Consider the following 18,527-nt stretch of genomic DNA (forward strand, 5'->3'; position numbering starts at 1 on the left):
CTTGCTTCATCCCCGCCCTCCGCAAAAGCAGAAAGCTTACCACTGGCGGATTATTACTCCGGCCAACAACCAGGCAATCTGGCCGCTTCAGTGGTGGATTATTGCTCCGGCGGTCTCATCCGTGTTAGCGTTTAATTTACTCAAATCCTCATACAGGGCTTTAAAAGAAGTAGCAGCGGATTCTGCGAATTTAACTTTGTTTGGATCAATCGCCATAACGTGACCTCCTCTTGGGTGAGATAATCAATTACACACTATCAAGCTTGTCCTTTGCTGCACTTTCTAGATCAATCTGACATTCATGGCATAGGGTGTTGTTTGCTTTAAGGCTTTACATAGGTAAAACCACAACAGGATTTCGTTAGTTATATAATAACACGAACACCCGCGAGGAGACGAATTTTCAATATGTGACCAAATCCTGAACGTTGCACGTGTTTGCAATGTAAAAATCGTGAACTCGAAACCCCAAAATTAGGTATATTTTACCTATGCCAACCATACAGAATGTCACAAAGGAATTGATAGATACGATACTTGAGGATGGTTTTAAGCCATCAGAAATCAAGCTCGCTCTTTTGATATTTCGACTGACAATTGCCGAGGGCAGATCGGAATGGACTGACGTTATTTCTGTTGAGGAATTAGCCGCAAAGCTTAACAACATGGGAATGTCTACGGTTTCAACGGCAATTAAAGAATTAAGAAGAATCGGTTTATTAGAGACCACCCGCGACGGTGGAGGTCCCAACAGCTACCGCTTAGTTCTTCAAAATGTAGAGAATGTTACAGCGACAGAGCATCGCCAGCGAAGAAGAGGGTCAAGGCGTGATGTTCGCATGTCCTGAATATAGATGCTCAGATTTCTGAGGGTCCGCTGTCATGGAAATATCGATACTCAGAAAGCTGATCATCAAAGCCGTCGGATGCATATAACGCGCATGCGAGGGAGTTAAATTTATTTGATACCCATAATATTGGATATCTGTACTATCTGCGTGGGGGTACCCCCACGCGCGGGCGCGTATGAGGGCTTCGGGAAAAAATAAATTTGGAATTACCCCGGCTACTACGGCACGTATAGCTGAAGTAGCTAGAGCAGTCGGTTAGACCTCCCGCCTCTTAGTGAGGTTGTTTTTGACGCCCGCCCGCATCATTGAAGTTCGATATACGCATTCCGTTGCAAATCGTGTGCAAGATAATTTTTGTTCAAGTTTGTGCAGGATGTGGAAATAATGCTAATGACGGTTTGCGGAAACTTCATTACCTTGATAAGGGGATTAATGAGATTTGACACATCGCCATTGTTAACGCCCCCATGTAAGCCTAGATACACCCTGCTCTCGGCATTAGGATGTTCGCCAACCCCTGAATAGTGGGGTTTCCCGCGTCGTAGAAGCGCGTTAAGAACCTGTCTTAGGGGAAGGGTACCGGAAAATGAATACGAGGTCTTTTTTGTACTTTTAAATGCCCCCCCCAATAAAACAACTATAGAATTTCCATAAGTATTGAAGGCGGTACACCAAACTGGTACACTTGGCTTAAGGTTGAAGCTAGAAACAGCGCAGAAATCAGCCGTTTTTTGATGGACGTAGGCTTATCCCACCCCATCCGCCATTTTCCTATTCATAGACGAACTTTACCATTCATAAATATATTACAAACTCGTTGTTATTGTTGTGGTGGTGCGCAGATCATACTGTTCGCAACTCACCGCTGGCGTTCGCCTAAAGTATCACAAACGACTAACGGGTCCCTTTCGGGACACCTCCCCTGCTCGAAAGGCAGGACGGGTCTGTTACGGGTACCGGGTTCCTATCGTTTTCCTCCACGGTTAAGCTCAAAGCATAATGCTGATAATAAACCAATTTAATGTCCGCTTTACACCCTAGCAGCGGACGTTTGCGATAGACGTTGAAATAGTCTGTTATTAGCGTGCCGGCGGGATAAGTCGTTCAAGGCATTATAACTAGCCTTTCAAAGGCCTACCTATTTCACCCTGTATGTGATTTTCGTTAATGTAGATAACAAAAAATTATGTCAAGATTATCTCCTGAAAAATGACGTTTGTTAATGGGGGTTATACAGTCCGTGTGTAGCCAACAGCGGACAATTCTCAATTGATCACGATCTACATAAAGGCGTAGTTGTGTTATTATTTTTGAAAACGTTGATCCGATCGAGGTGCAAAAAAAGCAAAATGAAACTCAAGAATACACACACCTTAATAATTCTTTGTGCTGCCTTTATGATTTTTGTCGGAGGCAGTATCCCATCTGCAGCGCAAGTCGAGCGAAAGGTTGACAAGATAACGCTTCTCGCTGCTGAGATCCCCGGCGGTTTGGTGAAAATTGAAGGCACCAGAGGTGTTGGTGTGTATCCTGATCTTTTTTATGAAGCTGCCGCCATTTCCAATACAAGCATCACATTTCGATTTGTTCCGTGGGGTAGAGCTTTTCGTGAAGTGGAACAGTCAGAACACCTCTTAACGTTCCCGCTAACGCGGTTACCGGAGCGTGAAGCTCGTTATAAATGGTTAGTGCCATTAGACACCGATGAGATTGTATTCTTGTCCCGTGACACACCAATTAATTCCTTATCTCAGGCCAAAAAGCTAAAACGGATATTGGTTTGGGAAGGCTCTAGCATGGAAATATTTTTACGTAGCAAAGGATTTTCGAATCTATTGGCGGTCGGCAAAACAGAATCATTAATCCGAATGTTAGCTCACGGACGTGCCGACGCGTGGTTTACGGTACGTCCGGAAAAAATGGAATCCTTTTCAGCCAACGGCAGCATAGTGAAGATAGTTTCTGGAGATGTTATAAACAGCGAGTCCGTTTGGCTGGTGGGTGGAAAATCCTTCATTCATTCCGAAGAGTCTAGGCGTTTTTCTCAAGTTGTCCGAAATTTAGTGAACAAGGGCAGATTGAAAGAACTCAAGCAGAAGTATAAAATTCTACCGAAGTAATTCAAAGACTCTGATTTTGAATATGTCCGGTTTGGGTCAAAAGCAAAGGTAAACGGTACGCAAAATGATGTCCGCTTACTGCCGAATAGCGGACAACCCCATTCGCCATTTTTCTTATTTATCGCGCTCGTAAATTAAGGCGCCGCCTGAATAGACGCAGCGAACCGCGCGGTCGTCGGCCATGATCATCTGTGCGAACAGTACGTCCCAAATATCGCGGGCGTGGCTCATGCGTTCGCTGATAAGGGGGCGGGATTTCAGGTCTATGATCTGGATATCCGCCTCGTAGCCCGCTGCCAGATTTCCTATCACACCGTCCAGTTGCAACAATTTTGCACTGCCCATGGTGGCCAGGTAAAAGGCTTTTGCCGGGTGCAGGCTGTAGCCTTGCAGTTGGGCGATTTCATAGGCCGACTTCATGGTATCGAACATTGAAAAAGACGTACCACCGCCGATATCCGTGGCCAGCCCGACCGCAATCGGTTGCGGGTTATCACGTAAATCGGCCATCTTGAACAAACCCGAACCAATAAAAGTATTAGATGTGGGACAGTGAGAAATGCCGGCCCCCGATTGCCTGAAACTGTCAATTTCGCGCTCGGTTAAATGCAGGGCGTGGCCGAAGTTTGCGCCGCTTTTGACCAGGCCAAACGTTTCATAAACATCCAGATAGTCGCGGGCTCCCGGGAACAACTCTTTTACCCAGGCAATTTCATCATGATTTTCGCTGATGTGTGTCTGCATCAGGGTATCCGGATACTTCGCCCACAAGGCACCCGCTGCTTCCAGCTGTTGCGGGCTTGAGGTCGGGGCAAATCGCGGTGTAATGGCGTAGCTGCAACGCCCGGTGCCATGCCACTGCCTGATCAGGTCTTCTGATTGATCATAGGCGAGCTGGGGCGTGTCAAGCAGATGATCAGGGGCGTTGCGATCCATCATCACCTTGCCGGCAACGACCCGCATACCCAGCTTTGTCGCCTTTTCAAACAGGGAGGTCACCGATTGCGGATGCACCGTACAGTAAACCGAAGATGTGGTGATGCCGTTACGCAAGCATTCTTCAAGGAAAAATGTCGCCGCCGCGTCGGCATAGGCCTTGTCGTCAAAGCGGGATTCCACCGGGAAGGTGTAATTGTTCAACCATTCAAGCAACTGCTCGCCATAAGCGGCAATAATTTCGGTTTGCGGGTAATGCACGTGGGCGTCGATGAAGCCCGCCATGATCAGGCAATCGGGATAGTGGTCAACGCTCGCCTGTGGATGACGTTTGAGGATGTCGCCAGCCGCACCGACATCAACAATAACGCCGCCCTCTATCACCACCGCGCCATCTGCTTCATACGAGATGCTTTCATTCGGTTGAACCTGGAAGGGGTCGCCGACAAAGGTCAGCGTCTGCCCCCTGATGGCCTTCTTCTTATGGCTTGCTGATGCTGAATTCATAGGTACAGGTTTTCAAAATAATGCCCCCAATGGATGACGGTCGAGGCGTGTCCATTGGGGGTCATTTAAGGCTTTTCGTGTTTTATCTAGGGTAACTTTCCGGTGACGCCTTCGACATAGAAGTTCATACCCGAAAGCGCACCATCATCAATAACTTCCCCGGCTTTCAGGAAGGCTGTGCCATCCTGTTTGTTAAGCGGGCCGGTGAATGGATGAAAGCTACCGGCAATGATTTCATCCCTGACCTTGTTTGCCTGGGCGACAACATCGGCGGGAACTGCCTTATTCCAGTCAGCCAGCAGAAGCATACCCGATCCGAAACCGCCCCAGACGTCACCGGATTTCCAGGTGCCGTCCATCACTTCCTTGATACGCTTGACATAATACGGCGCCCAATTATTGACAATGGCTGTGAGCTGGGCTTTCGGACCAAAGGTGTGCATGTCGGAAGCCTGACCAACGGCGAAGACGCCTTCTTGCTCAGCTATTTTCATGGCTGCCGGGGAATCCGTATGCTGGAAAAGAATGTCGGCGCCCTGATCGCGCAGGGCTTTGGCGGCATCGGCTTCCTTGCCGGGATCAAACCAGGTGCTGACCCAGACAACCTTCATTTTTACATTCGGATTGACAGACTTTGCACCCAGATAGGTGGCGTTGATACCCATTACCACCTCGGGGATCGGGAACGAGGCGATGTAGCCAATGGTGTTGGATTTGGTCATTTTACCGGCGACGAGACCGGCCACATAGCGGCCTTCATAGAAACGGGCGTTGTAGGTGGCGACATTAGCCGAACGTTTGAAGCCGGTGGAATGTTCAAACTTCACCTTTGGGAAAGCCTTGGCCACTTTAAGGGTCGGGTTCATGTAACCGAACGACGTGGTGAAAATGATTTGATTGCCATTCTGAGCCAGTTGACGGATCACACGTTCAGCGTCTGGACCTTCGGAGACACTTTCAACATATGTTGTCTCGATCTTGTCGCCGAATGCCTTCTCAACGGCTTTCAGGCCCTCATGATGCTGGTACGACCAGCCATGATCGCCAATGGGGCCCACATAAACAAATGCGGCTTTCGTCTTTTCCGCGGCCTGAACGGACATGCCCAGCACCACGCTGGCGCATACGGCAAGTCCTGCCAGGGTTAGAATTTTCTTAAACGTCATAACGTACCTCCTCTGTTTTTTTATTGAAATTAACTGGCTGCATAGAACGGCACCCCAAGTTGTGCCGGGGCGTTCATCTTTCCCTTGCCCTGGTTTCGCGAGATAGCGACGAGAACGGCGATCGTCGCAAGGTAGGGCAACATGGACAGGATTTGCGGATCAATGGCAATACCCATTCCCTGTGAATGAAGTTGCAAAATGGTGATGCCGCCAAACAAATAGGCTCCCATCATGGCGCGAGCCGGATGCCACGTGCCAAAAACGACCAACGCCAGGGCAATCCAGCCCCGACCGGCCGTCATGTTTTCAACCCAAAGCGGGGTTTGAGCGAGCGACAGATAGGCGCCACCGACGCCTGCGCAAGCGCCGCCAAACATCAGTGTCATGTAACGAAAAGCGACAACGTTGTAGCCTATTGAATGGGCCGCGTCATGGTTATCGCCAATGGCCTTGATAATCAGGCCGGTGCGGGTTTTTGCAAAGAACCATGTCGTCACCGCAACCAGAACCATCGAGCCGTAGACCAGAATATCAAACTGAAAGAACATCGCCCCGATAACCGGAATATCGGACAGTAGCGGAATATCTAGACCCGGCAGGTTTGGTACCGACTGGCCGGAGAACCCCTGCCCCAGCAAGGCGCTCAAGCCTAGACCAAACAAGGTCAGGGCCAAACCGGTGGCCACCTGATTGGCCATCAGGGACTGGGTCATAAAGGCAAACAGCAATGCCATCAAGGCGCCGCCGATCATGGCTGCCAGTATCCCCAGGGTGAAGCTCCCGGTTTGCAGGGTGACGGCGAAACCTGACAGCGCGCCAATAACCATCATGCCTTCGACACCAAGATTAAGAACGCCGGATTTTTCGACCACGACTTCGCCAATGGCGGCAAAGATCAGGGGTGTAGCGGCGACGATCACGCCAACGAAGATATTGATGAATAAATCCATAGCTATTTCACCCCCGCTGAAACCGGTTCATTCAGCAACTTGACCCGGTAGTTAATCAGGATATCAACCGCCAGCAGGAAGAACAACAACATGCCCTGAAAGACGCTGGTTGTCGCTTTGGGCAGGCTCATGGAAATTTGCGCCGACTCACCGCCGATATAGGTCAACGCCAGAAGCAAGCCGCCAAGCAGGATGCCAACCGGGTTCAGGCGTCCAAGAAAGGCGACAATGATGGCGGTGAACCCGTAGCCGACGGGAAGCGCCGGAACCAGTTGGCCAACAGGACCGGCAGCTTCAAACAAACCGGCAAGACCAGCAAGGCCGCCCGAAATCATGAAGGTCACCCAGACCAGCCGTTTTTTGGTAAAGCCGGCATAACCAGCGGCTTCTTCGGCTTCCCCTGCGACCCTGATTTGAAAACCCAGAATATGACGCGCCTGAAGCACCCATGCAGCAGCCACAATAACCAGAGCGACAAGAAACCCGGCGTGGGCGCGACCTTGCTCCATAATCAGCGGCAGCACCGCCGAGTCACTGAAAAGGCGGCTCTCGGGAAAATTGAAGCCATCGGGATCACGCATGGGACCATGCACCAGCACATTCAAAACCAGCGTCGCGACATAAACCAGCATCAGGCTGACGAGGATTTCATTGGTGTTGAAGCGGGTTTTAAGGAACGCCGGGATAGCGGCCCACGCCATCCCCCCCAGCATTCCGGCCAAGGCCATCAAAGGCATTACGTAAAACCCGTCCACTTCATAAAAATACAGGGCGACGGCGCTACCGGCGACGGCCCCCATGGTAAACTGACCTTCGGCGCCAATATTCCAGACACCGGCCTTGAACCCCATGGACAGGCCAATGGCAATCAAAATAAGCGGCGTCGCTTTAACAAGAAGCTCTGAAATGCTGTAAATGGTCGTTAGTGGTTCGATGAAAATCAGGGTTATGGCCTGTACCGGGTTTTTACCCATGAAGGAAAACAGGAAAAACCCGGCAATAATGGTCAAAACAACAGCCAGAAACGGCGTCGCATAAACCATGGTTTGCGAGGGTTCGTTGCGCTTTTCAATTCTAAAGGTCAGCATCTGCACCCTCGCTTGCGACTTCAGACTGGCCACCCATTTCCCGGCCGATCTGTTCCGTTGTCAGGTCTTCCACAACAGTCGGTTTCGACAGGCGGCCATCGGCGATCACGGCAATGCTGTCTGCGATGGCAAACAGTTCATCCAGGTCCTGGGAAATCATCAGCACGGCGGTACCGTTTTTGGCCAGCTGAATGATCGCTTCGTGAATTTCCGAAGCCGCCCCGGCATCAACGCCCCAGGTCGGCTGGGAGGCAATGAAGACATCCGGGGTTTGCATGATTTCACGGCCCATGATGAATTTTTGTAAATTACCGCCGGACAAACTCCGCGCTACATGCTCGGTGCCGGCGGTCTTCACCTTGAAGGTCTCGACCACATCTTCAGCCATCTTCCGTGCCGCCGGAATGTTAAGGAACCCTCTTTCACACAGGTTCATGCGGACCCGCGCACTGAGGATGGTGTTTTCAACCAGCGTCATATCGGGAACGGCAGCGTGGCCCAACCGTTCTTCGGGCACGCAACAAAGGCCAATGGCTCGCCGCTCGTCGGGGTCAAGCAATCCGCACGGCGTCTCGTCGATAATGACGGCCTCCGCTCTGTTGCATTTTTTATCACCGATCAGGGCTGACATCAGGCGACGTTGGCCATTACCGGCAACCCCTGCGACCCCGACGATTTCACCCGAACGAACGCTAAAGCTGATATCTTTAAGGGTGATGCTGTGATCGCCAACGCCTACGGACTCGGTGGTCAGATTGCTGACTTTCAAGCGGACCGGGCCATAGTCCTTATCCAGGCGCTTGGGCGGGGTCAGGGTTTCACCGATCATCATTTCAGCAAGGCTTTTTGCGGATTCTTCGCTGGGCGTGCACGTGCCGATGACTTTGCCGCCGCGCAAAATGGTGGCGTGGTGACACAGGTCGCGAATTTCTTCCAGTTTGTGCGATATATAAAGGATCGAACAACCTTCATCGGTCAGTCTGCGCAACACCTTGAACAGGGTTTGCACTTCACCGGGCGTCAACACCGATGTCGGCTCATCCATAATAATCAGTTTCGGGTTTTGCAGCAGACAGCGGACGATTTCGACGCGCTGGCGAATTCCCACGGAAAGATCGCCAATGGTCCGTTTGGGGTCAAGCTCAAGGCCGTAATATTTGGAAATTTCAATAATCCGTTCCGGTAGATCGCCCTTCGCCAATTCCGGCGATATGCCAAGGGCGATATTGTCAGCGACACTGAGAGCTTCAAACAGCGAGAAATGCTGGAACACCATACCGACACCGTGGGCGCGGGCTTCGGCCGGTTTTGACGGGTTGTAATGTTCCCCGTGCATATGCATGACGCCAGAGTCAGATTTCAAAACGCCATAGATCATTTTCACCAGCGTTGACTTGCCAGCGCCATTCTCTCCCAGGAGTGCATGAATTTCCCCGTGGCCAATTTTAAACGACACATCATCGTTGGCGATGACGCCGGGAAAGGCCTTGGTAATACCTTCCAGTTCCAGCAGAATTTCTGAACTCATTCGTTCCCCCCCACTGCGCGTATCTGCTTGAGATTTCGGGGATTCAATTCAGCCAGCCCCGCCTCATAGACATCAACCAATTGCGCTGCAACCGAAATAGCAATCACCGACGGCAGCTTGCTCGACCAGTCGCCCAGACCGACAGGGCAGTGAAACACGTTTAGGGCGGAGTCGGGAACACCATCTTTGCGCAAACGGTTTAAAAATTTTGTTTTTTTGGTTTCAGAACCTATCAGGCCAAGGAAACGGGCATCTTCCCTTTCCAGTACGGTTCGGCAAATATCCAGATCAATTTCGTGAGAATGGGTCATCACAACATGAAAGGCTCCGGCCGGAACGGCGTTTACGTGGTCTGCGGGATTGGGTGAAATGATTTTTTTCACGTCACCCCTGACAACCGTGGGGAAGCGATCCGTATTGATATCAACCCAGGAAATATTAAACGGCGTTCCTTCAAGAACCCTGATCACAGCGCGACCTACATGACCTGCGCCATAAATCACCAGTTCTGCCGCTGGCCGTGCTGCCGGCTCAACAAACCAGACCGCCCGACCATGCTCGTCCTTCAACATCGTCGCCTGTGTCGGCACGGCTTTAATGGCATCAGCCAACAGGGGTGTTTTTCTAATGATATCAAGATGTTGTGTTGTATCGAGAAGAGGTGTTGAGGCATTGATGTCGTGGATCAGCAGGGTGTCCGCCTGCATGTGCAGCCGTTGTTGTTGCAAGGCTTGGCTATGGCTCGCATCAAAATATTCAAGCAGCAACCAAACGACGCCGCCACAGCATTGCCGTAGTTCGGTTCCAAGGACAAAATTTTCCGTTTGCCGGGGCCACAGCCCTTCGTCCCCTGCCCCGTTTTGCATCCACGTGCGGGCTTTTTCCAAAACCAGATATTCCAGCTTGCCACCACCAATACTGCCCGTGAAATCATCAGCGGAAACGATCATGTCGGCGCCGGCCTCACGAGGGGTCGAACCGAGACCGTGGGTGACCGTCACCCGGACGACCTCGTCCCAACGTGCGGTGGTTTCAAGAATATCGTCAAGAACCATTCCCTTAAGCCTCCCCGCGCAAACGGTCTATGGCCAGAAGCAAGCGTTCAGGCGTCGCCGGAGCGTCAAGATCTGCCAACTTGCCTTCATTTCCAGTGGAACCCACGGCGTCGTTCAATGCCATAAGGACGGAAATACCATGCATCAGCGGCGGCTCGCCGACAGCCTTTGACTTGTAGATGGTGTCTTCAACGTTTTCGCCGCGCTCGAACAGGTTGACCCGAAAATCGACGGGGCGGTCGGAGCAAGCGGGGATTTTATAGGTTGACGGGGCGTGGGTTGTCAGTTTGCCGCTTTCGTCCCAGACCAGTTCTTCCATGGTCAGCCAACCTGCCCCCTGGACAAACCCGCCTTCGACCTGGCCAATGTCGAGCACCGGATTTAATGATTTACCGGCGTCGTGCAGAATGTCGGCACGCAAGATACGGTTCTCGCCGGTTAATGTATCGACGATGACTTCCGACACACTGGCCCCGTAGGCGAAATAGTAGAAGGGGCGGCCCTGCGCCTTATCCGCATCCCAACTGATTTTCGGCGTTGTATAAAACCCGGTCGCCGAAAGTTGGACACGCGCGAAGTAAGCCTGCATGACGACATCATCAAAGGCCATTTCCTCCTCACCAATGCGAACACGCCCGGGAAGAAACTGAACGTTTTCAGGTGCCGTTTGATAGCGTTCGGCAAGGAACCCGGTCAAACGATCTTTGATTTTTCTGGCGGCGTTTTGTGCCGCCATCCCATTGATATCAGCACCGGAGGAGGCAGCTGTGGCCGATGTATTTGGAACCTTCGATGTGTTGGTGGCGGTGATCTTAACCCGCTCCACATCGACCTGGAATTCTTCGGCGACGACCTGGGCAATCTTGGTGAACAGCCCCTGCCCCATTTCCGTGCCGCCGTGGTTAAGATGGATCGACCCGTCCGTATAGATATGGACCAGCGCACCGGCCTGATTGAGGAAGGTTTTGGTAAACGAGATGCCAAACTTCACCGGCGTCAGGGCAATACCGCGCTTTAAGACGGGACTATCCCGGTTCCATTTTTCAATTTCATCGCGACGAGCGGTGTAATCTGAACTGGCTTCAAGTTCTTCAACGATATCCTGAATGACACAGTCTTCCACTTTCATACCGTAGGGGGTCAGTTGGCGCTTGCCCGTGCTCTCACTGACATGATCATAAAAATTGTTTTTGCGGACATTCAAGGCGTCCATGCCAAGTGAGCTGGCGATGTCTTCAATGACACGCTCAATAGCGGCCATGCCCTGAGGCCCGCCAAACCCGCGAAACGCCGTATTTGATTGAGTATTTGTCTTGCAACGGTATGAGGTGATGGTGGCGTTCTTTAAAAAATAGCAATTATCGGCATGGAACATCGCCCGGTCACAGATTGGCTGCGACAGGTCCCATGACATGCCGCAACGGACGGCATGATCAAACTCAATACCTGAAATAACCCCATGCTCATCAAAACCAACCCGGTAATCAATTCGGAAATCATGGCGCTTGCCGGTGATTGTCATGTCGTCGTCACGATCATAAATCACCTTGGCTGCCTGACCGGTTTTGCTGGCGACCAGGGCTGCCGTCGCGGCAAGAAGATTACCCTGGCTTTCCTTACCGCCGAATGCCCCGCCCATACGGCGAACCTCTACCGTAACGGCGTTCTGGGGAATGCCAAGAACATGGGCGATTTTGTGCTGGATTTCGCTTGGGTGCTGTGAGGACGCGTGGACGGTAACGTCCTGATCTTCACCCGGCACGGCGAAAGCGGCCTGACATTCAAGATAAAAATGCTCCTGCCCGCCCAGATTGATACGCCCTTCAAGGCGGTTTTTTGCCCCAGCCAAAGCCTTGGCCGCATCACCGCATTGCATAACGTAAGGGTCCATAAGCAGGTTTTTGGCTTGCATTGCCTGATCGATGGTCAGGATAGCGGGCTTGTCCTGATAGTCGATGATTGCCAGATCGGCGGCGGCGCGTGCCTCACTCCAGGAAGAGGCGGCAACAGCGAACAGGGACTGGCCGTAATATTCAACCAGACCATCGGCGAACATCGGATCATCACCGGCAACGGGGCTGACATCATTGTGTCCCGGAATGTCTTCAGCGCTGAGCACACAGGCAACGCCGGGGGCACTGCGAACGGCGCTTAAATCCATTGCGGTGACAACGGCGTGGGCGTGGGTCGAGGTTGCGATGTAAACTTGCAAGGTGCCCGGTGGTTCGGCTATATCGGCAATATAGAGCGCCTCGCCAGTAACATGCTTGTGGCCGCTATCGTGACGCAACGAGCGATGAACACCGCCAATGATTTCATTCTGCTTGGTCATACGGAGCCGACCATCCGCGTTTGCACCTGCGGTTGTTCAGTTTCGATGAAGTAACGGCGAAGAAGGTTCCCTGCGACCCGCATACGATAATTTGCCGATGCCCGCATATCTGTAAGGGGTGTGAAGTCCGTCTCGAACCCGGCCACGGCGTGATTGATCGTTTCCTCTGTCCAGGGCTGACCTTCGAGCGCCTTCTCCACAGCACGGGCGTGTAAAGGTGTCGCCGCCATACCGCCAAAAGCGATGCTGATGGATTTCACGACATTGTCTTCAATACGCGAATTGAAACAGCCGCAAAGAGCGGAGATATCCTGATCGAAGCGTTTTGATATTTTGTAGAAACGGGCCGATTGCGGGTCTTGGGGTATTTGCACCTCGACACTTTCAACGAACTCGCCCGGTTGCCGGTCCTGCTTGCCATAGGAGATGAAGAAGTCATCCAGGTCTATCTGGCGGCGCGCATCACCTTTGCGTAAGTTCAGACGCGCACCCAAAACCATCAACGCCGGCGGCGTGTCACCAATCGGCGAGCCATTGGCGATATTGCCAACGAGTGTGCCCGTGTTTCGCACCTGGATCGCACCAAGACGGCGCAGTAACTCACCAAAATCAGGAATATGTTGAGCCAGGACCGGCAAGGCTTCGCTATGAGTGACACCGGCACCGATAACGATGTTCCCGTCATCTTCGCTGATCTGTCGCAAATCTTCGACCCGCCCAAGATGGATAACAACTGGAAGCGTGCGATGAAGTTTTGTCACCCACAAGCCGACATCCGTTGCACCCGCAACCACGGTGGCATCCGGGTTTTGTTCGTACAAACTGGCCAGATCATCAACAGTCGCCGGGCTGTAAAAGATCTTGTCAGGCGTTTCCAAAGCGACGGTTTTGCCATCTTGCAGGGATTTGAGCAATTCAAGATCACGGTTGGTTCTGGCGATATCATCGCTGGTCGGCTTTTGATCTTTCATTTTTTCAGCGGCATTGACGATTGAGCCATAGCCCGTACAACGGCATAAGTTTCCGGCGAACAGATCATTCGCGGCCTCACCGTCCGGGGCCTCGCCATTCAGGTATGCAGCGAACAGCGACATCACGAAGCCCGGCGTGCAAAATCCGCACTGGGTGGCGTGGGTTTTGACGAAGGCTTCCTGAACAGGATGCAGGTCCGTCCCCGTACCCTTCACACCTTCGACCGTCCATACCGCCTTTCCGTGCAGCATGGCGACAAACTGAATGCAGGCATTGATGGCGCTATAGTGCATGCCATCACTTTCCAGAGCGCCGACAACAACCGTACAGGCGCCGCAATCCCCTTCCCCGCAACCTTCTTTTGATCCGGTGAGCAGCTTGTTATTTCGCAAATATTGCAGAAGGGTCGTCGTGGGATCGATATCAGAAACCGTGCACGCATCCCCGTTCAGGACGAAGGTAATCTGTGAAATGATTTGCAGTTTTGGCATTTGCGCGTTTCCCCCGACGTGCTTAACTATACACATCATTAAAGATGGTCATTACCACTGATTTTTTTGAGTCAGTTTCAATTTGGAATCGAAAATGGATGTGCAACAACGCAAAATAACGACCCGAATGCTCGATGTAATGGAGCACGACATTGCCACCAAAACCCGTACCGGAGTCAGCGTTGGCAACAAGGTTTTCGGGGCAGCTATTTTGCTTAAAAGTGACCTTTCGCTGGTTATTGCAGGAACCAACGCAGAAACCAGCAACCCGCTTTTGCATGGTGAAATTTCAACTTTGCAGGCTTTTTATGAAATTCCCGACCAAGATCGCCCTGATACAAAAGATTGCCTGTTCCTGGCCACTCACGAGCCCTGCTCGTTATGCCTGTCGGCGATCACCTGGTCCGGTTTCGATAATTTCTATTATTTCTTTGGATATGAAGACACCCGCGACACCTTCAATATTCCCCATGACCTGAAAATCCTGAAAGAAGTCTTCAAGGTCGAAAACGGTGACTATGCGCGCCAAAACAGTTTTTGGCAGTGCCATGAACTGATCCACATGGTCGGACAGTGCAGCGGTGATGAAGGGGCGCGGTTGCGTGACCAGGTGGATCGTATCAAAAGCATCTATGATGACCTGTCGGCGACTTATCAGGTGCAGAAGGACGAAAGCGCGATACCTTTAAGTTAAATGTTCGCAAAGTACGGGAAGGTGGTCATGATTGAAGTGTTTTCACACCTCGGTTTGAGCCAGGAATGACCTAATGAGCGCAAAGAAAACCGGTGTCAAAGAGATCAAGAACGGTGATCCTGCTATCGAAATCCTTATCGATGGCCTGCACAAATCGTTCGACGGCAAGCATGTCTTGAGAGGCATCGACCTCGACATTCGCCGCAACTCAATCGTCGCTATTGTCGGTGGCTCGGGATGCGGCAAGACAGTCCTGCTTAATCATATCCTGGGACTTCTGGAGCCCGACCAAGGGCGCGTCCAGGTCAGCGATCACGATCAGGATGGGGAACCCCTGGTTGACTTGGCCGATCTGGACGAAAACCAGATGGCTAACATCCATATGCACTGGGGGGTGGTGTTCCAGAACAATGCCCTGTTTTCGGGCAGCGTCTACGACAACATCGCGCTCTGGCTGAGCGAGACCAGAAACATGGAAATCGAGGAGATTGAGCCAATCGCCCGCAAGGTGCTGGACGCCGTATCCCTGTCATCGGATAAAGATTTCCTCAACCTCGACGTCCATGACCTGTCCGGTGGCATGGCCAAGCGATTGGCGCTGGCGAGGGCGCTGGCGATGAACCCGCAAGTCATCTTCTATGACGAACCGACCACCGGACTGGACCCGACCAGCGCGGCCCAGGTCCACGACCTGATCGTCACAACCCATGAACAGTTCATGGATAATGGACACAACCGAACGACGTTGATCATCACCCATGACAAGGATCTTCTCAACCGTATGCGCCCGCGAACGGTGATGATGCACGAGGGTGAAATCTTCTTCGATGGTCCATTGGAAGAATTCGAGAAATCCAAATCTCCCTACATCCGCCCTTACTTCGATATCATGCCAATCCTTCATGGGGGCAGGAAACCGCTGGCGGATTAAAGGTATCAAGCGTTGACGGTTTTCCAATCGGCTTCGGCAAAGTGATGCTCAACGCAGTCCTCGCCCTCCCCGCCCCGGTCAATAACCAGAAAGTCAGTATTATCGGCAAGAGCTACAAGCGGGTGGTGCCAGACACGGCGGTGAAAATTGACGCCTTGCGCCCCGTCACTGACAAAAGCCCGCATGGTCGCAGGATCCAGCGGATCACCGGGCAAGGCGACAATAATCAGAAACCGCGTGTCGCCCAGCGGCATGAAAAGCTGGCTCGACAAAGCATGATATTCCAGCCGCTTGACCTGCAAAGGCATCGGCCACATGCGGGTGCGAAAAATATTGATCAAAGGGCGTCCGCCTTGACCCGCAACATCGATTTTGGCGAGGTCATGAAAACGCCTACACAGATCATCATTGATCAGATAATTGTCAGCACCGTCCGTCTGGATGACATCCCCGTACGGAGCAAAGGATTGACGCGTCAGTTCCCTGAGTTCAAGTTCCATAGTCACTTGTTTATCCCTAGAGGCATGTGGCGATTAACGTTCTTATAGAGCAAATACCTGAACTTGCCCGGCCCCCCGGCATAACAAGCCTGCGGGCAAAAGGCCCGAAGCCACATATAGTCCCCAGCTTCCACCTCAAGCCAATCCTGGTTCAATCGATAAACGGCTTTTCCCTCCAGCACATAAAGTCCATGTTCCATGACATGGGTCTCTGTGAAAGGAATAACAGCTCCCGGCTCAAGAGTGACAATATTGACGTTCATGTCATGACGGAGATCGTCTGTATCGACAAAACGGGTCGTCGCCCATTTCCCATCAGTGTCCGGCATGGCGGTTGGCGCAATATCCTTTTCATTGGTTACAAATGATTGAGGGGCATCGATGCCATCAACGTGTTCATAAATTTTACGGACCCAATGGAATACCACCGGCGATGATGAATTGTTCAAAACGGACCAATCGCTACCCGGGGCAATATAGGCATACCCGCCAGGTTCGAGGTTGTGAGTATTCCCATCAAGTGTGAGGGACAATGTCCCTTTGATAACAAAGAGAACAGCCTGCGCCTGTGCTTCGGCTTCTGGTCGTTCACTGCCGCCACCGGGCATAACCTCACATATGTATTGAGAGAACGTTTCGGCAAAACCTGACAGCGGTCGCGATATCACCCAGAAACGGGAATCGGACCAGAAAGGCAACTTACTCGTTACGATATCGGTCATCACGTCTCCGGGGATCACCACGTAGGCGGTCGTGAAGGCCGCACGGCCCGACAACAGTTGCGTTTGTGGCGGCAGTCCACCAACCGGGGCGTGATAACTGGGGTTTGTCATGATAACTGCTCCTTCGGAAGAAAGTGGCGGCTCGTGAAATTCAGAATCAAAACGTTTATGGCAAACGATCTGCAAGACGAAGGCTGGCTATTTTTTTGATTTGTTCAATCGCCATTTTATATTCGGCTTTCTGATCGTTTTGCAGGCGGCTTTCAAAGGCCGCGAGAATGTCATCCTTGTGCGCCCCCTTGATCGCCATGATGAAAGGGAAATTGAATCGCGCCTTGTAGGCGTCGTTAAGCTCGGTAAACCGGGCAACTTCCTTATCACTTAAATGGTCAAGACCTGCCGATGCCTGTTCATTGGTAGAATCCGGAGTTAAGGCTTTGGCCATTGCCAACTTGCCGGCCAGATCGGGGTGGGCGTTAATCAGGGCCAGTTTTTCATCTTCACTGGCGCTGTCCAGAACGGCGCTGAAAGCATCCATAATGCCGCCCGCTGTGTTGGCGCTTGCGCTCAATCCGGTGGCGTAGGCGCGCTGGGAGATCCACGGCGAATGCTCAAATATATCGGCAAAACATTGCACGAACTGAACTTCTGACATGCTCTCAGGCGTCAGGTTCTTTGGGGCGTGATTTACGAGCCAATGACGGGCAATGTCGCAGCGGCGGGCCAGCCAGACTTTTTCATGGCTCTCTACATAGTCAAGGAAGCGGGCCAGTGCGGCTGCCCGTCCGGGCCTTCCGGCAAGACGGCAATGCAGGCCAATGGACATCATTTTGGGCTGCCCGGCTTCACCTTCATCGTAAAGTACGTCGAAGGTATCCTTCAGATAGTTAAAGAACTGATCGCCTGAATTAAAACCCTGCGGTGTGGCGAAGCGCATATCATTGGCGTCCAGGGTATAGGGAACGATCAGATGCGGACCCTTTGGACCATCTACCCAGTAAGGCAAATCGTCGGCATAGGAATCCGCCGAATACAACAGGCCACCCTGCTCCATCACCAAATCAAGCGTGTTTTCTGAACTGCGGCCCGTATACCAACCAAATGGTTGAGCGCCGGTAAGGTTTTCATGGATGCGCAGGGCGTCAACCATGTGACTGCGCTCATCTTCTTTATCAAAATCCTTGTAGTCGATCCATTTCAGGCCATGGCTGGCAATTTCCCAACCGGACGTTTGCATGGCGGTGACGACATCAGCGTTCTTTTCAAGGGCGCTGGCAACCGCAAACACGGTTACCGGAATGGAACGCTCATTAAACATCCTTGCCAGGCGCCAGAATCCGGCACGACTGCCGTATTCGTAAATGCTTTCCATATTCATATGGCGTTGTCCCGGCCACGATGATGCGCCGACGATTTCCGACAGGAAAGCCTCTGAACCCTGGTCACCGTGCAGGATATTATTTTCCCCGCCTTCTTCGTAGTTAATGACAAACTGCACGGCGATACGGGCGTCACCGGGCCATGCGGCAACCGGCGGCGTGGAACCATAGCCGATCATGTCACGGGGATAATTATCGCTCATTTATTTGCCTTGAATGCCTTACCTTAGAAACGCTAACAAGAAGTAGACATAAAATCCGGCTTCTCCATAGCCTTTGTTTTTTTGAAAGTGTTTTTATCATTT

General features: G+C 51.9%; 15 protein-coding genes. 4 read left to right on the top strand and 11 right to left on the bottom strand.

Going from position 1 to position 18,527, the window contains the following annotated elements:
- Nucleotides 1–491 precede the first annotated feature (491 nt).
- Together HOL66_10505 and HOL66_10510 are read left to right on the top strand one after the other, a co-directional pair.
- Complete coding sequence (locus HOL66_10505; GenBank protein MBT5244668.1) at nucleotides 492–848, top strand: hypothetical protein; 357 nt, start codon at nucleotides 492–494, stop codon at nucleotides 846–848.
- A gap of 1,352 nt (nucleotides 849–2,200) precedes the next feature.
- Entirely contained in the window at nucleotides 2,201–2,971 is a 771-nt protein-coding gene (locus tag HOL66_10510; GenBank protein ID MBT5244669.1) for a transporter substrate-binding domain-containing protein, read from the top strand.
- A 114-nt stretch (nucleotides 2,972–3,085) separates the two neighbouring features.
- On the opposite strand, the gene guaD is transcribed toward HOL66_10510, so the two are convergent.
- The 8 genes from guaD to xdhA form a co-directional block, all read right to left on the bottom strand.
- Nucleotides 3,086–4,414: a guanine deaminase gene (guaD, locus tag HOL66_10515; GenBank protein MBT5244670.1), complete on the bottom strand. Its 1,329-nt coding sequence runs from the start codon at nucleotides 4,412–4,414 to the stop codon at nucleotides 3,086–3,088.
- A gap of 86 nt (nucleotides 4,415–4,500) precedes the next feature.
- Entirely contained in the window at nucleotides 4,501–5,580 is a 1,080-nt protein-coding gene (locus tag HOL66_10520; GenBank protein ID MBT5244671.1) for a BMP family ABC transporter substrate-binding protein, read from the bottom strand.
- Between the two features lie 29 nt (nucleotides 5,581–5,609).
- A complete protein-coding gene (locus HOL66_10525) occupies nucleotides 5,610–6,530 on the bottom strand; it encodes an ABC transporter permease (protein MBT5244672.1) in 921 nt (306 codons plus the stop codon).
- Nucleotides 6,531–6,532: 2 nt separating this feature from the next.
- Nucleotides 6,533–7,618, bottom strand: a complete 1,086-nt coding sequence (locus HOL66_10530; protein MBT5244673.1) for an ABC transporter permease — start codon at nucleotides 7,616–7,618, stop codon at nucleotides 6,533–6,535.
- Entirely contained in the window at nucleotides 7,605–9,146 is a 1,542-nt protein-coding gene (locus tag HOL66_10535; GenBank protein ID MBT5244674.1) for an ABC transporter ATP-binding protein, read from the bottom strand. Before HOL66_10535 ends, HOL66_10530 begins: the two co-directional genes overlap by 14 nt.
- Nucleotides 9,143–10,201: a xanthine dehydrogenase accessory protein XdhC gene (xdhC, locus tag HOL66_10540; protein MBT5244675.1), complete on the bottom strand. Its 1,059-nt coding sequence runs from the start codon at nucleotides 10,199–10,201 to the stop codon at nucleotides 9,143–9,145. The genes HOL66_10535 and xdhC overlap by 4 nt, the downstream gene beginning before the upstream one ends.
- Nucleotides 10,202–10,205: 4 nt before the next feature.
- A complete protein-coding gene (xdhB, locus tag HOL66_10545; GenBank protein ID MBT5244676.1) occupies nucleotides 10,206–12,533 on the bottom strand; it encodes a xanthine dehydrogenase molybdopterin binding subunit in 2,328 nt (775 codons plus the stop codon).
- On the bottom strand, nucleotides 12,530–13,996 hold the full coding sequence (xdhA, locus tag HOL66_10550) for a xanthine dehydrogenase small subunit (protein MBT5244677.1): 1,467 nt from the start codon (nucleotides 13,994–13,996) through the stop codon (nucleotides 12,530–12,532). Before xdhA ends, xdhB begins: the two co-directional genes overlap by 4 nt.
- A gap of 94 nt (nucleotides 13,997–14,090) precedes the next feature.
- Between xdhA and HOL66_10555 the strand changes: the two genes are divergently transcribed.
- Both HOL66_10555 and HOL66_10560 read left to right on the top strand, forming a co-directional pair.
- The gene (locus HOL66_10555; GenBank protein MBT5244678.1) at nucleotides 14,091–14,690 is read left to right on the top strand and encodes a nucleoside deaminase; all 600 of its coding nucleotides are present in this window, start codon (nucleotides 14,091–14,093) and stop codon (nucleotides 14,688–14,690) included.
- 73 nt (nucleotides 14,691–14,763) lie between these two features.
- The gene (locus HOL66_10560) at nucleotides 14,764–15,621 is read left to right on the top strand and encodes an ATP-binding cassette domain-containing protein (GenBank protein MBT5244679.1); all 858 of its coding nucleotides are present in this window, start codon (nucleotides 14,764–14,766) and stop codon (nucleotides 15,619–15,621) included.
- A gap of 5 nt (nucleotides 15,622–15,626) precedes the next feature.
- Here HOL66_10560 and HOL66_10565 read toward each other — a convergent pair whose 3' ends face one another.
- Genes HOL66_10565 through puuE form a run of 3 tightly spaced genes read right to left on the bottom strand, consistent with a single transcriptional unit; the run spans nucleotide 15,627 to nucleotide 18,425 of the window.
- Nucleotides 15,627–16,121, bottom strand: coding sequence for an ureidoglycolate lyase (locus HOL66_10565; protein ID MBT5244680.1), 495 nt, complete (start codon nucleotides 16,119–16,121; stop codon nucleotides 15,627–15,629).
- A gap of 2 nt (nucleotides 16,122–16,123) precedes the next feature.
- On the bottom strand, nucleotides 16,124–16,954 hold the full coding sequence (locus tag HOL66_10570; protein ID MBT5244681.1) for a (S)-ureidoglycine aminohydrolase: 831 nt from the start codon (nucleotides 16,952–16,954) through the stop codon (nucleotides 16,124–16,126).
- Between the two features lie 55 nt (nucleotides 16,955–17,009).
- On the bottom strand, nucleotides 17,010–18,425 hold the full coding sequence (puuE, locus tag HOL66_10575) for an allantoinase PuuE (GenBank protein ID MBT5244682.1): 1,416 nt from the start codon (nucleotides 18,423–18,425) through the stop codon (nucleotides 17,010–17,012).
- Nucleotides 18,426–18,527 lie beyond the last annotated feature (102 nt).

The organism is Rhodospirillaceae bacterium (assembly GCA_018662005.1).
Taxonomy (GTDB): Bacteria; Pseudomonadota; Alphaproteobacteria; order Rhodospirillales; family JABHCV01; genus JACNJU01.

Bases quoted from the DNA above. Each gene is read 5' to 3' on its own strand.
- HOL66_10560 (MBT5244679.1), top strand. From the start codon at position 14,764: ATGAGCGCAAAGAAAACCGGTGTCAAAGAGATCAAGAACGGTGATCCT.
- guaD (MBT5244670.1), bottom strand. From the start codon at position 4,414: ATGAATTCAGCATCAGCAAGCCATAAGAAGAAGGCCATCAGGGGGCAG.
- xdhC (MBT5244675.1), bottom strand. From the start codon at position 10,201: ATGGTTCTTGACGATATTCTTGAAACCACCGCACGTTGGGACGAGGTC.
- HOL66_10530 (MBT5244673.1), bottom strand. From the start codon at position 7,618: ATGCTGACCTTTAGAATTGAAAAGCGCAACGAACCCTCGCAAACCATG.
- HOL66_10570 (MBT5244681.1), bottom strand. From the start codon at position 16,954: ATGACAAACCCCAGTTATCACGCCCCGGTTGGTGGACTGCCGCCACAA.
- HOL66_10520 (MBT5244671.1), bottom strand. From the start codon at position 5,580: ATGACGTTTAAGAAAATTCTAACCCTGGCAGGACTTGCCGTATGCGCC.
- xdhA (MBT5244677.1), bottom strand. From the start codon at position 13,996: ATGCCAAAACTGCAAATCATTTCACAGATTACCTTCGTCCTGAACGGG.
- HOL66_10535 (MBT5244674.1), bottom strand. From the start codon at position 9,146: ATGAGTTCAGAAATTCTGCTGGAACTGGAAGGTATTACCAAGGCCTTT.
- HOL66_10510 (MBT5244669.1), top strand. From the start codon at position 2,201: ATGAAACTCAAGAATACACACACCTTAATAATTCTTTGTGCTGCCTTT.
- puuE (MBT5244682.1), bottom strand. From the start codon at position 18,425: ATGAGCGATAATTATCCCCGTGACATGATCGGCTATGGTTCCACGCCG.
- HOL66_10505 (MBT5244668.1), top strand. From the start codon at position 492: ATGCCAACCATACAGAATGTCACAAAGGAATTGATAGATACGATACTT.
- HOL66_10525 (MBT5244672.1), bottom strand. From the start codon at position 6,530: ATGGATTTATTCATCAATATCTTCGTTGGCGTGATCGTCGCCGCTACA.
- xdhB (MBT5244676.1), bottom strand. From the start codon at position 12,533: ATGACCAAGCAGAATGAAATCATTGGCGGTGTTCATCGCTCGTTGCGT.
- HOL66_10565 (MBT5244680.1), bottom strand. From the start codon at position 16,121: ATGGAACTTGAACTCAGGGAACTGACGCGTCAATCCTTTGCTCCGTAC.
- HOL66_10555 (MBT5244678.1), top strand. From the start codon at position 14,091: ATGGATGTGCAACAACGCAAAATAACGACCCGAATGCTCGATGTAATG.